Here is a 13,837-nt window from a genome sequence, read left to right as displayed (position 1 = left end):
GAATCCCCTAAAGGGCCGTCGAAGACTACGACGTTGATAGGTTGGGTGTGTAAGCGCTGTGAGGCGTTGAGCTAACCAATACTAATTGCCCGTGAGGCTTGACCATATAACACCCAAGCAATCTGCAGCGCAGATTGTGGTGGTGAAGACGAAAGACCCGAAAATTCGCAACATCACAAATCGCATATCCGAATTCGCTGGGCTGTCCAACAGGACATTCTGGCTACAGAATTTCTTGACGACCATAGAGCATTGGAACCACCTGATCCCATCCCGAACTCAGTAGTGAAACGATGCATCGCCGATGGTAGTGTGGGGTTTCCCCATGTGAGAGTAGGTCATCGTCAAGATTCATTTCGCAAAACCCCTATCTGCGTATGCAGGTAGGGGTTTTGTCTTTCTCAGGTACGTCTTATCCTTGAGCAAGTTCCGCCAGATGGGCTGTTACTTCTTCGCTTTTTAGCACCAGAACATCACCCTCCAGCGAGTCGAGCACCACTTCTGCGGTATTGCCTATCAGTGCCCCGGAAACTCCGCCGCGTGCGACGGTACCGATCACCGTGACAACTGCATTCAACTTCTTCTCGAAGTATGGGATCAATACATCGGCGGGGCCTTCCGCGACGTGTAGGTGATCTTCGCTGATATCAAATTGCGCTTGGAACGCTCTGCAGGCTTCTCGGTAGCGCTTTTCAATCGTATCGGTAAGTTGATACACGGGATCAGCTGCTGAAAGCATAGGGGAGGGGTGGGCACTGACCACATGCAGGGCCCCCTTGGCCAAGCCCGCAATTCCATAGCCATGGTCGACAATGCTGGCATGCAATCGACGGTGATCCTCATCCTGGTTGCCGACATCCACCGCCGCCAAGATCACACCGCCCGTCCAAGGCCGCTCGCTCTTGACCATCAATACAGCGCAAGGGCACTGGCGTAGGAGCTTCCAGTCGCTAGGCGTCAATAGTGCTTTTTTGAGTGGATTATCCGGTCGATGCTCCTTGATGACCAACTCGCAACCTTCGGCTTGCTGCACCGCGATGATCGATTCATGCAGGGTTTCGTGCCAGGTCTGCTCATGGGTGACATCATCGTAACCATCTTCGCGCAGCTGGTTACCGAGCAGGCTGAGGAGGGCGCTGTGGTCGTGCTTCTTGTCACACATCACCAAGTGCAGACGGGCTCCGGTCACACCAGCGATCAGTTTGGCTCGCGTCAGTGCAAGGCTGTGGGCATGTTCGGGGTCAAGGACGACCAGAATGCTGCGAACCGCTTGCATGGTGAGAACTCCTTTCTGGGGATGGGCATGCCTGACTATAGTCGGCGCCTCTCGTATCGCCGTTTGATGTACATCAAGCATAGTCACTGGTGCTGCATGCCACCGTCGGTATAATCGCCGGTCTTGCCTGTCCAGTGTGGTTGTTCGCATATGTCCCTGATCCCCGAAATCGAAGCTTTTCTTGGCTGCCCAACCCCAGATGCCTGGATAGAGGCAGCACTTGCCGACCAGCAAACCTTGCTGATCGATCATAAGAACTGCGAATTCAAGGCTGCCAGCACCGCGTTGAGCCTGATTGCCAAGTACAACACCCACTTGGACCTGATCAACATGATGTCGCGGCTGGCACGGGAAGAGCTGGTGCATCACGAACAGGTGCTGCGCTTGATGAAGCGTCGAGGAGTGCCGCTGCGACCGGTATCGGCAGGCCGTTACGCTTCGGGTCTGCGTCGATTGGTGCGTGCCCATGAGCCGGCCAAGCTGGTTGATACTCTGGTAGTCGGGGCATTCATCGAAGCGCGTAGTTGCGAGCGTTTTGCAGCCTTGGTGCCTCACTTGGATGAAGAACTCGGCAGTTTCTACCACGGCCTGCTAAAGAGCGAGGCACGTCACTACCAAGGCTACCTGAAGCTGGCCCACCAGTATGGTGACGAGACGGATATTGACCGCCGCATCACCCTAGTTCGTGAGGCCGAGGCCGAACTCATCACGTCACCGGACCAGGAACTACGTTTTCACAGCGGAATTCCCATGGTACAGGCTGCCTGAGATTCAGTGGCGACGCCCCAAAATCAAACCTATTACCAAACCGAAGCCGGCTGACACTGCAACGGTCTGCCATGGATGGCCACCAATATAATTTTCGGTGGCCTCAACTGCCGGCTGCGCCTTGGCGCGTACCTGGCCGGCAGCCTGGCCTGCCTGACGCAGTTTCAGGCTGATCTGAGCCCGTAGGGTTTCAGCTTCTTCACCCACCAGTGTGGCGCTTTGGCTGAGCAGCTTTTCCGATTCCTCGATCAATGCCTGCAGCTCACTGAATACTTGATCCTTGATCTGATCATTGTCGGCCAAAGTGGTTTTTTTTCGAGCCATGAACACGTCCTCGTCGATGCAGTGGTTTGTACAATGGATGCCGGCGCGCCAGGAAAGTTGCGATGGCTTTGTCGTTGATACACCCTCCCGGTGTAAGATAGCGCCCGTGTTCAACAGGCAGGTGCATCCATGAGTTTCAATCTGGCCAACATGAGCTTCGAGGAACGGGCGCAGATCGAGGCGCAAAAGGCCCGGCTGTTCGAGATGTGGAAGAACAACCTAGGTAAGGCCAAGGGCGAGGCCGCCCGGCTGATCGCCGAAAAATCTCGCCGCAAGGGCAAGTGGGCAGAGTGGGTGCGTACCGAGCTCGACAGCATGTCACCACCCGAGTACGCCGATATGGTGCGCAGCGAGGTCAACAAAATGATGGCCGCAGCCAGCGCAAATCGTTGATACGGCCCTTACCAGTAAAGGCTGCCATCTTTGGGCAGGTCTAGTTTGCCCTCGTCGGTGAAGCGGACGGTGCCCAGCGGGCCTGCGGCCAACTTGCCGCGAAGCTTGTAAGGTAGTCCCTGCAACGAATCAAGCTTGCCCAACCCGTAGGCCTGACGCAGGAAGGCGAATGCTGTGACGCTCACAGGTACCACGATTACGCCTTCGTCGTAGCGGCCGATATGCCCTTGCTGGTCACTGACGCCTGCTGCCAGCGGCTGGCCGTTGACCTCCAGGTTCAGGGCTACGCCGCTGTAGTCGATGGCCGCCTCGTTTGGGTTTTGCACCCTTAGCTTAATGGCCATGCGCATTTCCAGCTCTTGCCCTGGTAAAGGTTCGACGCCGATCACGCTGATGTTGAGCGGGTCATGGGCCTGGAACAGTGCGCAGGCACTGAGGCCGCTTGCCAGAAACAGAGCCAGGAGCATGCGGACATAACGGGGCAAACGGGCAGCCATTGTAAGTACCTTGCCGACGAAGTTGAGGCCGCAGTGTGTCAAATGCACGTCAGCGTTGAAAGTACCCGGTGTTATGAAAGATACTGTTTCTCATTAACGCCCGATAATTCATCTTACTGGCAGCACCTCTACCTCATGCTGACATCACCCGCCTCCGGTTTGCTGGCAAGTTTCCAAGAGCATTACGACGACCTTTTGCGTTTTCTTACCCGGCGTATGAGTGATCGGCAGCGTGCAGCTGACGTGGCTCAGGAAACTTATCTAAAGCTGCTGAAGATCGACGAACAATCGGTGGCCGTACTACATGCGCGTAGTTTCATCTTTCGCGTGGCTGCAAACCTGGCCATCGATGCATTGCGCCGCGAACAACGCATTGCCGCCAGCCACAATGAAAGCGATGTCACAGGCGAGGTTGCGTGTACACGGCCTGCCCCGGAGGCGACTTTGCTCGCGCGTGAGCGCTTGCAGATCCTGGATGAGGCGCTGATGCAACTGCCTGCCAATGCGCGTCAGGCGCTATTGCTGAACCGGGTCGATGGCCTGACCCACGCACAGATTGCACAACGACTGGGTGTTTCCGAAAGCATGGTGGCAAAATACATCGGCCAAGCGCTGCGCCATTGTCGCGACTGGCTCAAGCACAACCATGACTGACAGGTTGACCATGCCTTCTCCTCAGCCCATCTGCAACTTGTCCGACGATGCCCTCGACTGGCAGGTGCTGCTGCACTCAGGCCATGCCAGCCCGGCCGACCGGGAACGTTACCAGCGTTGGTGCCAATTGAGCCCGGCTCATGCCGAAGCCGGACGCGAAGCCGAGGGGCTGTGGGAAGAAATCGGCCACGCGCCAATTTCCCAAGGGCAGGCGACGGTCCCTGAGCCCCGCAGCAAGCGACGCTGGGCAATGAGCATCGCTGCCTCGCTGGTATTGCTGATCGTAGGTTACAGCGGCTGGCAACAGATGCCTGTTTGGTTGGCGGACTACCGCACGGCCATTGGCGAACAACAACGCGTGACCTTGGCCGACGGGTCGCAGGTTACGCTCAACAGCGCAAGTGCCTTGAGCGTGGCTTTTAGTGCACGTGAGCGCCGGGTGAGGCTGCAAGCGGGTGAGGCGTTGTTCGAAACTGCTGATGATCCACGGCCTTTCGTGGTCGAAACCGCAGGGCAGTCGGTGCAAAGCCGCGCTGCAACCTTCAGTGTGCGTCGTAACGGCCAGGTGGTACTGGCCCAGGGCAGTGCCAGTATCGGCGGGCTTCCCCTGGCCGTCGCCGCCGACGCCGAGGCGCAGACAGCCTGGCAGCGCGGCAAGCTGATATTCAATGGCAAACCGCTGCGCCAGGTGCTCGCGGAGCTTGAGCGCTACCAGCACGGCCGAATCGTGCTGTCCGATAGCACATTGGGGGCCCTGCAAATCAGTGGTGTCTTCGACCTGAACGACCCTCAAGCGCTGCTGCACACCCTTGAGCAGCGCTACGGCATCAAGGTCACTCATCTGCCATGGCTGGCCGTGGTGCATTGATTCTGTAAAAAATAATCAGAATTTTTTTCATTTGGTGCTGCAAGTTTGGCTGTGCCAGATCGTCGTAGTGGGACTGATCAGTAACCCATTCTTAATTACGACTTGTCTGGAAGCTCATTCGTGTCTTTTATGCCCAAGCCTTACCACCGTCTCGGAAGTCGTCTTCACCTGGCCTTGATGTCCTGCAGTGCGCTGGCCGTGCTTTCTGGCCCCATCCAGGGGTGGGCGGCCTCCGATGGGGTCGCACATACCCAGGCGCGTGTAGTTCAACTGGACCTGCCGGCGCAGCCGCTGGATCAGGCCCTGACTACCTTTGCCGACCAGGCGGGTTTGCAACTGTTGTACACCACGGGTGAGGTAGCTGGGCTTAGCAGCCCGGCGCTGCAAGGCAGTTACAGCGTCGAGCAGGCGTTGCAATTGCTGCTCGCAGGCAGCGGCATGGCTTGGCAGTTCACCGATGCGCGTACGGTCACCTTGCGCACGGCCGTGCCTGTTGCGCAGGCGGTCAACCTCAAACCCATCGAAGTCAGCGTCGCTTCGCGCACCAGCACCGCCATCAGTGAAATAGCCGGTACAGTGTGGGTCGTAGACCAACAGCAACTGCGTGAACAGATCGACAGCGGCGTCAGCCTCAAGGAGGCCATCGGCAAGCTCGTGCCGGGCCTGGACCTGGCCCCCGAAGGGCGCACCAACTATGGCCAGAACATGCGTGGGCGCAATGTCCTGGTGATGATCGACGGTGTCAGTCAGAACAGCTCGCGCGGGCTTTCACGCCAGTTTGACAGCATTTCACCGTTCAACGTCGAGCGCGTCGAGGTGCTCTCCGGGGCCAGTGCCATCTATGGCGGCGGCGCCACTGGCGGCATCATCAACATCGTCACCAAGAAGGGCGAACCAGGCCCGGCCCGCTTCGAAACCCAGTTGGGTGCGAGCTCCGGCTTCAACAACAGTGACGACTTGGCCACGCGTTTCGCCCAGTCGATCAGTGGCGGCAACGACCGAGTCAGCGCACGCCTGGGTGTTTCCGGCGAGCAGAACGAGGCGTTCTACGATGGCGCGGGCGAGCAGATTTTCATCGATAACACCCAGACCGACCTGCAATACAACCGTACGCTCGATGTGCTGGGCTCGCTTGGCTTGAAACTCACAGACCAACAGAGCCTCGATCTGCTGGCGCAGTATTACGATTCAGGCAATCACGGCAGCACTGGCATCTATTTTCCCAATCTGAACTACAACGCGCCATCGGACCTGGAAGATGCCGAGCTGCGCAGCGGCTATTCCTCGGATCTGCAGCCGCGCACCCGACGTCTGCTGCTCAATGCCAACTATCACCATACCGATGTGCTTGGCCAGGATTTCTACCTGCAGGCCTCCTACCGCAAGGAAAACGACAACTTCTATCCATTTCCCTATTACAACCGGGCTACGCCGACCGGTTCGCGCGGGGTTTACTTTGCAGGCTCACAGCAGAATTTCGAAGTCAGCAGCCTCAAAGGGCTATTCGCCAAGCAGTGGGATACGCTCAAGCTGACCTATGGCCTGGACCTTGATCGTGAGCGCTTCAGTGCCGACCAGACCACATTCGACGCCTGGACCTCATCCCAAAGCGGGGGCCTGGACCTGGACAAGCAGAGCAAAGCAGCGCGGTATCCCAGTTATCGTGTCGATGGTGTTTCGGTCTATGCCCAGCTCGACTGGCACGCCACCGACAACCTGACCTTGTCAGGCGGCGCCCGGCGCCAGCAAATGGACGTCGATGTCAGCGATTTCAAAGGCGTGCCGGGTGGCAGCAACGATTATGAGGTCAACCTGTACAATGCCGGCGCCATCTACGACTTCAAGAACGGCCATCAGCTGTGGGCCAATTACGGCGAAGGTTTCGACCTGCCGGACCCGGCGAAGTACTACGGTAAACCGGGCCTGAGCGTGGCGGACAACCCGCTGGCCGGCATCAAAAGCCGCCAGGTCGAGCTGGGTTGGCGTTATGCGGACCTGGACTGGGACGCGCAGGGGGCGCTGTATTACATTTGGTCTGACAAGATCATCAATGTCGACTCGCAGACTCTAACCATCGACGTCGAAGACCAGAAGAGCCGCGACTTCGGCTTTGAAGGCGCGTTGACCCGGCACTTCCAGACCGGCTGGGAAGCTGGCGGCACGCTGCACCTGACCCGGTCTGAAGAGCAGGGCGCCGATGGCGACTGGATCAAGCGCGATGCCCGCTATGCTTCACTGTCCAAGGCCACCGCCTTCGTCGGTTACAAGGCGGATGGCCGCAGCGCCCGGCTGCAGGCCAATCACGCTTTCAGTCTCAAAGACGATGCCGACCATGAGATCGACGGCTATACCACCTTCGATTTGCTTGCCAGCCAGGACACCGGTTTTGGCACCTTCAGTGCGGGTATCCAGAACTTACTGGACAAGCGTTACAGCACGGTGTGGGGCCAACGGGCGACATTGTTCTATTCGCCGACCTATGGCCCGGCTTATCTGTATGACTACCAGGGCCGAGGGCGAACCTACACCCTGACCTGGAGCATGGCGTACTGATTGCTCAGGCCTCTGAAATCCTTGGTGGCCTGCGTGGCATCAACCTCGTGGGGATGGACCTGGTGGAAGTCGCGCCAGCCTATGACCATGCCGATATCACGGCCTTGGCTGGCGCTACTTTGGCCATGGAGATGCTGTGCCTATACGCGGCTCGGCACAAGGTCGATATTGCACGGTGATGCATTGACGTAAAGGTCTGGCCCATCGGGCTTATCTGAAACATGAGGAATCGCATTCATACTTTTGTCCCGAACCCAGCGCGCCTTAGGCTATCAAACTGCTTAAGGCGAGCATTTTCGTACAAGAGGTGAAGCATGAACCTTACATCCCCGGTGATTGCCATCACCTTGCTATGGTGCCTGCAGGCGCAGGCTACGCCCTTGCAGCCCTCCGCGAGCAACAGTAATCCCTACAACAGCCCGATCCAGCGCGCTAACCCCAACAGCCGTCAGGGTAGCGTTCCGGCCGCCCCACCTGTTCGCGGCCCCTCCACAGTACCGACGTACCGCACACCAAGTCTGGACAATCGTGGCATCGGCAACGGCGATAACCTGCGCCGCCAGCAGCAGGTGCCAAACCTGGAACCCTCCCGACCGCCGCGCGAAAACCCACGTGCGCCTTGAGCCCATCTGCCAGAAAGGAATTCCGAATGATCCGAGCCACCTGGTTGACCACCCTGACAGTCGCCGCATTGCTGCCTTTGATTGCTCATGCGGCTCCAGAGCAACAGCTCCCCAGTGAAGAAGGCCAGCTCACCGTCAGCACTCTGGCTGATGGCCTGCGCTACCCCTGGGCATTGGCGTTTCTGCCAGGTGGCAAGGACATGCTGGTTACCGAGCGTTCTGGCAACCTTCGGGTAATCAGCGCCGAAGGCAAGGTCGGGCCGCCCATCAACGGAGTGCCCAAGGTCTGGAGCGAAGGCCAGGGCGGATTGCTCGATGTCGTGTTGTCGCCAGAGTTCGCAAAGGACCGCACGGTCTACCTGTCCTATGCCGAGCAGGGCAGTGATGGCAAGGCAGGCACGGCAGTGGGACGTGGCCAGTTGTCCGAAGATCGCGCCCGGCTGGACAACTTCAATGTGATCTTTCGCCAACAGCCCAAACTCTCTGTAGGCAACCATTTCGGTTCGCGGCTCGTGTTCGATCGCGACGGCTTCTTGTTCGTGGCTTTGGGCGAGAACAACCAGCGCCCCACCGCTCAAGATTTGGACAAACTTCAGGGCAAGGTCGTACGGATTCTGCCCGACGGTGAGATACCCAAGGATAATCCTTTTGTCGGCAAGCAAGGCGTGCGCCCGGAAATCTGGTCGTTCGGCCACCGTAACCAACAGGGTGCCGCGCTCAACCCCTGGACTGGCAAGCTCTGGACCCACGAACATGGCCCGCGCGGTGGCGACGAGATCAACATCCCGCAGCCCGGCAAGAATTACGGCTGGCCGATTGCCACTCACGGTATCAACTATTCTCTGTTGCCCATCCCCGAGGCCAAGGGCAAGCATGTGGACGGTATGGTCGACCCGCACCATGTCTGGGAAAAATCGCCAGGTATCAGCGGCATGGCCTTCTACGACAGCCCTACCTTCAAGGCCTGGGATCACAACTTGTTCATAGGGGCTCTGGCATCTCAGTCGCTGATCCGCTTGCAGCTCGATGGCGACAAGGTTGTCCATGAAGAACGCTTGTTGGGTGAACTGAAAGCACGGATCCGCGACGTGCGGGTTGGGCCGGATGGCTACCTGTATGTGCTGACCGATGCCAAGGATGGTGCGCTGCTGAAAGTGGGGTTGAGTGACGGTTCAGAGGCCCTGTAAAGCGCTGGCGGCCGCTGCCATACAGTGACTTACCTCAAATACATGTTCAGTGTTCGTGGGGTCAGGTTTACCCGCAAAAGGGCCAGCCCATACAATGCAGCTCTCAATGGCCAAGCCTGCAGTCATGCAACCAGACCCACTGAATCTCTATCGCACTGCGATTACAGAACAAGGCTTTGCCGAGGACCCCGCGCAAGCCAAGGCTGTCGAGGCCCTGCAAGCTTGTTTCGAGGTGCTGCTAAAGGGTAACACGCCCCAGGGCCTGTACCTTTGGGGGCCAGTCGGGCGCGGCAAGACCTGGCTCATGGACCTGTTCCACCGCTGCCTGAGCGTGCCGTCCCGGCGCCAGCACTTTCACCACTTCATGGGCTGGGTTCACCAACGGCTGTTCCAGCTCAACGGTACCGCTGACCCTTTGCAGGCGCTGGCACGGGAGCTGGCCGGGCAGATCCGTGTCTTGTGCTTCGATGAGCTGTTCGTCAACGATATCGGCGATGCGATCATCCTCGGCCGCCTGTTCCAAGTGTTGTTCGATCACGCAGTGGTGATTGTCGCCACTTCCAATCAACCGCCTCACCAGCTGTATCGTGACGGCTTCAATCGCGAGCGCTTCCTACCTGCCATCGGCGCTATCGAGCGTCACATGCAGGTGCTCTCGGTGGCAGGCGACCACGACCATCGCCTGCATCCCGGCACACCGCTTCAGCGTTACTGGGTGGCCGAAGCAGGCAGCAAAGACCGTGCGCTGGAGAAGGTCTTCCAGCAGCTCAGCGGCGGCGACACCGGTAGCGATGCGCCGCTGCAGATCGGATCGCGGCAGATTGATGTGATCCGCAGCAGTGATCAGGCCGTATGGTGCCGCTTTAGCGAACTGTGCGAACGTCCATTGGCCGCGATGGATTTCATGGCGCTATGCGACCGCTTTTCAGCGATTCTGGTTGAAGGTATTCCGGCTCTCGGAGCTCGGCAGCGCGCCGGGCGCATCGCCCGTGGCACCGAAGATGGTGCTACGCGGGTCGCGGCCGGGGACCGTGAGTTGCCGATGCTGTCACCCAAGGACGATGCTGTGCGCCGTTTCATAGCATTGGTCGATGAGTGCTATGACCGCCGCGTGGCGCTTTATCTGCAAGCGCAGGTTCCGTTGGATGAGCTCTACACCCAGGGTTATTTGGCGTTCCCGTATCAAAGAACCCTGAGCCGGCTGAAGGAGATGCAACTTCAGCGCTTTGCCTGACCAAGCTCAGCCATGGGGGCGCTGCTGCCCGTGGGTACAGCACCCCGATACTCGGTCAACGCTCAAGCCATTGCACAAGCGTACGGTTGAAGCGCCGTGGCTCCTCGATCTGCGGCGCATGCCCCATGCCCTCGAAGGTTACCAGCTCGCCTTGCGGGATGAGTTTGGCGACCTGCGGCCCCAAGTCCTGATACTTGCCCAGCTTGGCTTTGACCTCAGGCGGGGCGATATCGCTGCCGATTGCCGTGGTGTCCTTGTCACCGAGCAGCAGCAGCGTGGGCATCTTCAAGTCTTTGAACTCGTAATACACCGGTTGGGTGAAGATCATGTCGTAGATCAGCGCCGAGTTCCACGCCACCGCCTCATGCCCCGGCCCCTGATTCAGCCCTACCAGCATCTGTACCCAGCGCTCGTATTCAGGCTTCCAGCGGCCCACGTAGTAGGTTTTGCGTTCATATTCGCGCACCCCTTCGGCATTGAGCTTCAGTTCGCGGGCATACCACTGGTCAACCGTGCGATAAGGCACACCCAGCGCTTTCCAGTCCTCCAGGCCAATGGGATTGACCAGTGCCAGGCGCTCGACCTGCTGCGGATACATCAGCGCGTAGCGGGTGGCGAGCATGCCGCCTGTGGAGTGGCCGAGTACCACAGCCTGCTTGACGCCCAACTGTTCGAGCAGCGCATGGGTGTTCGCCGCCAGTTGCTGAAAGCTGTACTGGTAATTGGCCGGTTTGGTCGAGGTGCAGAACCCGATCTGGTCGGGGGCAATCACCCGGTAGCCAGCCTGGCTCAACGCTTCGATGGTGGTCTCCCAGGTGGCGGCGCAGAAGTTCTTGCCGTGCATCAGTACCACGCTGCGACCATTGGCTTGGCCGCGGGCCGGGACGTCCATATAACCCATCTGCAGCTGCTGGCCTTGGGACTGGAAGTCAAAGTGCTTGAGCGGGTGGGGGTAGCTGAAACCTTCGAGCTGTTTGCCGTAGGTGGGTGTTTCGGCGGCGATGGCCGAAACGCTGACGAGGCAGGCCAGGGCCAGAGCGGTTGCGCGCAGCATGGGGGCACTCCGTGTAGGACCATGTAGGAATTGGCGACTGTAGCAGTCAGTGGACTAGCACAAAGGGCAAAGGTGTTACCAAGCATGAAACCAGCCCAGCGTAATCATCGCCACGACGATGTAGCGCCCGCCCTTGGCCAGGGTCACCAGCAGCAGAAAACGCCAGAATGGCTCGCGCATGATACCGGCGATCAGGGTCAGGGGGTCGCCGATCACCGGCATCCAGCTCAACAGCAATGACCACTGGCCCCAGCGCTGATAACGCTGCTGTGCCCGTTCAAGCTGGCTGGCATTGAATGGGAACCAGCGCCGATGGCGCAGATGCTCGATGGCTCGGCCAAGCAGCCAGTTCACCACCGAGCCCAGCACATTGCCCAAGGTGGCGACTGCCAACAACGTCATCCAGGCCTCGGGCTGGCGCAGCAGCAGCGCGACCAGCACCGCTTCCGATTGCAGTGGCAGCAGGGTGGCAGCCCCAAAAGCGCTAAGCAATAGCGCCCACAGGCTCAGCATCAGTAGTTGGCGACCACGGTGTCCTGGCCAGCCTGGGTCACACCAATGACCTGGTAGGCATCCTTGCGGCCAGCCATTTCCATGCCCGGCGAACCCATCGGCATACCGGGCACGGCCAAGCCTTTGAGGTCCTTACGCGCAGCGAGCAGGCGCACCTGCTCGGCAGGCACATGGCCCTCAACGAACTTGCCGCCGATCACCCCGGTGTGGCACGAGGCCAGGTGAGGCGCCACACCCAAGCGCTGTTTGACAGCGCTCATGTTCGGCTCGACGTGGTCGTTCACAGTGAAGCCGTTCTGGCGTAAGTGACTGATCCAGGCTTTGCAGCAGCCACAGTTGGGGTCGCGGTACACATCAATGGTTTCAGCGGCTTCGGCCAAGCCGGTGATGGCCAGCAGGCCGAGTGTGATCAGGTGTTTACGCAGCATGTCGGGACAACTCCTGTAGGCGTGGCTGGCCTGTGGCTTGGACAGTGGGTCAGCAGGATAACCCAAGGCATCATGCGCTGCAGCGCTGCTGGCAGGCCGGTGGTTTCAGGCCGGTCTTTCATCGTTGCGCAGGTCGCGCATCAGCAGGCCGAAGTCGAGCGATACCTGTTCGGGGATCGGCAGGTACACCACGTGACCATCTCCGGGCGCTACTTCAAGGTCACGTTGCTGGCGATCACAAAGGCGGTGCAGGTCGAAGTGGTAGTTGCCACGCGGGGTCATCAACTCAAGGTGATCACCCAATGCGAAGCGGTTCTTGACCTTGACCTCCGCCAGGCCCTCCACGCGCAGTCCTGTCAGCTCACCCACGAATTGCTGTCGGTCAGACAGCGAGTTGCCACGCTGGTAGTTCTGGTATTCATCGTGCACATGGCGGCGTAGCAAGCCTTCGGTATAACCGCGCTGCGCCAGTGATTCGAGGTTGTCCATCAGCGTCATGTCAAATGGCCGACCCGCTACGGCATCGTCGATGGCCTTGCGGTAGGACTGTACCGCCCGGGCACAGTAGAAGTGGCTCTTGGTGCGGCCTTCGATCTTCAACGAGTGCACGCCCATGGCCGCCAGGCGTCCGACGTGCTGGATGGCGCGCAGGTCCTTGGCATTCATGATGTAGGTCCCATGCTCATCCTCGAAGGCCGGCATGTCGCCGTCCGGGCGTTCGCTTTCGCGTAGGAGGAAGACTTGATCCGTCGGCGTGCCCAATCCCAAGGTCGGCTCGACCTCGCGGACGATGTCGCCGGTAGTGTTCTGTGTGGCGGGGGTGGCTTGATACTTCCAGCGGCAGGCATTGGTGCAGGTGCCTTGGTTGGCATCGCGTCGGTTCAGGTATCCGGACAACAGGCAGCGCCCGGAATAGGCCATGCACAGTGCGCCGTGAACGAATACCTCCAGCTCCATGTCCGGCACCTGCTGGCGAATTTCTTCGATTTCCTGCAGCGACAGCTCACGGGACAAGATCACACGGCTCAGGCCCAATCGCTGCCAGAACTGCACGCTGGCCCAGTTCACCGTATTGGCCTGCACCGAAAGGTGCACCGGCATCGTGGGAAAGTGCTCGCGCACCAGCATGATCAGGCCAGGATCGGACATGATCAAAGCATCAGGGGCCATGTCGATCACCGGCTTCAGATCCTTTAGAAAGGTCTTGAGCTTGGCGTTGTGCGGGGCGATGTTGACCACCACGTAGAAACGTTTGCCCAAGGCATGCGCCTCGTCGATGCCTTGGGCCAGGGTCGCGTGGTCGAACGCGTTGTTGCGCACCCGCAGGCTATAGCGGGGTTGGCCTGCGTAGACGGCGTCGGCGCCGTAGGCAAAGGCATAGCGCAGGGTCTTCAGGCTGCCAGCAGGGGCTAGCAGTTCAGGCTTGGCGGGTAGGTTCATCGGGCGCACCGGGCAAAGCCGCGGA

At 59.3% G+C, this 13,837-nt stretch carries 14 protein-coding genes, 2 rRNA genes and 2 pseudogenes; 11 read left to right on the top strand and 7 right to left on the bottom strand.

The annotated features are described in order from the left end of the window. Positions 1 to 106, top strand: a 23S ribosomal RNA gene (locus J5M56_RS09375); the annotation flags it as partial. A gap of 128 nt (positions 107 to 234) precedes the next feature. Further along, a 5S ribosomal RNA gene (rrf, locus tag J5M56_RS09370) occupies positions 235 to 350 on the top strand. A gap of 62 nt (positions 351 to 412) precedes the next feature. Here the strand turns inward: rrf and J5M56_RS09365 are convergent. Then, positions 413 to 1,276 (bottom strand): universal stress protein, encoded by an 864-nt coding sequence (locus J5M56_RS09365; RefSeq protein ID WP_186478979.1) that lies wholly within the window; start codon positions 1,274 to 1,276, stop codon positions 413 to 415. 150 nt (positions 1,277 to 1,426) lie between these two features. On the opposite strand from J5M56_RS09365, the gene J5M56_RS09360 reads away from it, so the two are divergent. Then, the gene (locus J5M56_RS09360) at positions 1,427 to 2,044 is read left to right on the top strand and encodes a tRNA-(ms[2]io[6]A)-hydroxylase (protein WP_186478978.1); all 618 of its coding nucleotides are present in this window, start codon (positions 1,427 to 1,429) and stop codon (positions 2,042 to 2,044) included. Positions 2,045 to 2,047: 3 nt separating this feature from the next. Here J5M56_RS09360 and J5M56_RS09355 read toward each other — a convergent pair whose 3' ends face one another. Further along, positions 2,048 to 2,482 carry a DUF883 family protein gene (locus tag J5M56_RS09355; RefSeq protein WP_225915490.1) on the bottom strand — a complete coding sequence of 145 codons (435 nt, stop codon included), beginning with the start codon at positions 2,480 to 2,482 and terminating at the stop codon, positions 2,048 to 2,050. A gap of 15 nt (positions 2,483 to 2,497) precedes the next feature. On the opposite strand from J5M56_RS09355, the gene J5M56_RS09350 reads away from it, so the two are divergent. Then, positions 2,498 to 2,761 carry a hypothetical protein gene (locus tag J5M56_RS09350; protein ID WP_060480444.1) on the top strand — a complete coding sequence of 88 codons (264 nt, stop codon included), beginning with the start codon at positions 2,498 to 2,500 and terminating at the stop codon, positions 2,759 to 2,761. Positions 2,762 to 2,769: 8 nt separating this feature from the next. Here J5M56_RS09350 and J5M56_RS09345 read toward each other — a convergent pair whose 3' ends face one another. After that, positions 2,770 to 3,258 carry an LEA type 2 family protein gene (locus J5M56_RS09345; protein WP_207936570.1) on the bottom strand — a complete coding sequence of 163 codons (489 nt, stop codon included), beginning with the start codon at positions 3,256 to 3,258 and terminating at the stop codon, positions 2,770 to 2,772. Between the two features lie 135 nt (positions 3,259 to 3,393). Between J5M56_RS09345 and J5M56_RS09340 the strand changes: the two are divergent. From J5M56_RS09340 to zapE, 7 genes and pseudogenes are all read left to right on the top strand, one after another. After that, positions 3,394 to 3,897, top strand: a pseudogene (locus tag J5M56_RS09340) (sigma-70 family RNA polymerase sigma factor); the annotation flags it as partial. 7 nt (positions 3,898 to 3,904) lie between these two features. After that, positions 3,905 to 4,780 carry a FecR family protein gene (locus J5M56_RS09335; protein WP_347709422.1) on the top strand — a complete coding sequence of 292 codons (876 nt, stop codon included), beginning with the start codon at positions 3,905 to 3,907 and terminating at the stop codon, positions 4,778 to 4,780. Between the two features lie 129 nt (positions 4,781 to 4,909). After that, positions 4,910 to 7,333, top strand: a complete 2,424-nt coding sequence (locus J5M56_RS09330; protein WP_207936583.1) for a TonB-dependent receptor — start codon at positions 4,910 to 4,912, stop codon at positions 7,331 to 7,333. 5 nt (positions 7,334 to 7,338) lie between these two features. Beyond that, positions 7,339 to 7,512: pseudogene (locus J5M56_RS09325) on the top strand (arginase family protein); the annotation flags it as partial. A 135-nt stretch (positions 7,513 to 7,647) separates the two neighbouring features. Then, a complete protein-coding gene (locus tag J5M56_RS09320; protein ID WP_186478974.1) occupies positions 7,648 to 7,956 on the top strand; it encodes a hypothetical protein in 309 nt (102 codons plus the stop codon). A gap of 26 nt (positions 7,957 to 7,982) precedes the next feature. Beyond that, the gene (locus tag J5M56_RS09315) at positions 7,983 to 9,143 is read left to right on the top strand and encodes a PQQ-dependent sugar dehydrogenase (RefSeq protein WP_207936568.1); all 1,161 of its coding nucleotides are present in this window, start codon (positions 7,983 to 7,985) and stop codon (positions 9,141 to 9,143) included. A gap of 124 nt (positions 9,144 to 9,267) precedes the next feature. After that, complete coding sequence (zapE, locus tag J5M56_RS09310; protein WP_186478980.1) at positions 9,268 to 10,377, top strand: cell division protein ZapE; 1,110 nt, start codon at positions 9,268 to 9,270, stop codon at positions 10,375 to 10,377. Between the two features lie 55 nt (positions 10,378 to 10,432). Here zapE and J5M56_RS09305 read toward each other — a convergent pair whose 3' ends face one another. From J5M56_RS09305 to yegQ, 4 genes are all read right to left on the bottom strand, one after another. Next, positions 10,433 to 11,431, bottom strand: a complete 999-nt coding sequence (locus J5M56_RS09305; RefSeq protein WP_186478972.1) for an alpha/beta hydrolase — start codon at positions 11,429 to 11,431, stop codon at positions 10,433 to 10,435. Between the two features lie 75 nt (positions 11,432 to 11,506). Beyond that, the gene (locus J5M56_RS09300) at positions 11,507 to 11,944 is read right to left on the bottom strand and encodes a YqaA family protein (protein WP_060480452.1); all 438 of its coding nucleotides are present in this window, start codon (positions 11,942 to 11,944) and stop codon (positions 11,507 to 11,509) included. Beyond that, positions 11,944 to 12,372, bottom strand: coding sequence for a DUF411 domain-containing protein (locus tag J5M56_RS09295; RefSeq protein WP_207936567.1), 429 nt, complete (start codon positions 12,370 to 12,372; stop codon positions 11,944 to 11,946). The genes J5M56_RS09300 and J5M56_RS09295 overlap by 1 nt, the downstream gene beginning before the upstream one ends. A gap of 105 nt (positions 12,373 to 12,477) precedes the next feature. Further along, positions 12,478 to 13,812 carry a tRNA 5-hydroxyuridine modification protein YegQ gene (gene yegQ / locus J5M56_RS09290; RefSeq protein ID WP_207936566.1) on the bottom strand — a complete coding sequence of 445 codons (1,335 nt, stop codon included), beginning with the start codon at positions 13,810 to 13,812 and terminating at the stop codon, positions 12,478 to 12,480. Positions 13,813 to 13,837 lie beyond the last annotated feature (25 nt).

This window comes from Pseudomonas sp. 51_B, from assembly GCF_017491595.1.
Classification (GTDB): Bacteria; Pseudomonadota; Gammaproteobacteria; order Pseudomonadales; family Pseudomonadaceae; genus Aquipseudomonas; species Aquipseudomonas promysalinigenes.
The sequence above is the reverse complement of the archived record's forward strand: the minus strand, read 5'-3'. Positions and strand labels throughout refer to the sequence as shown.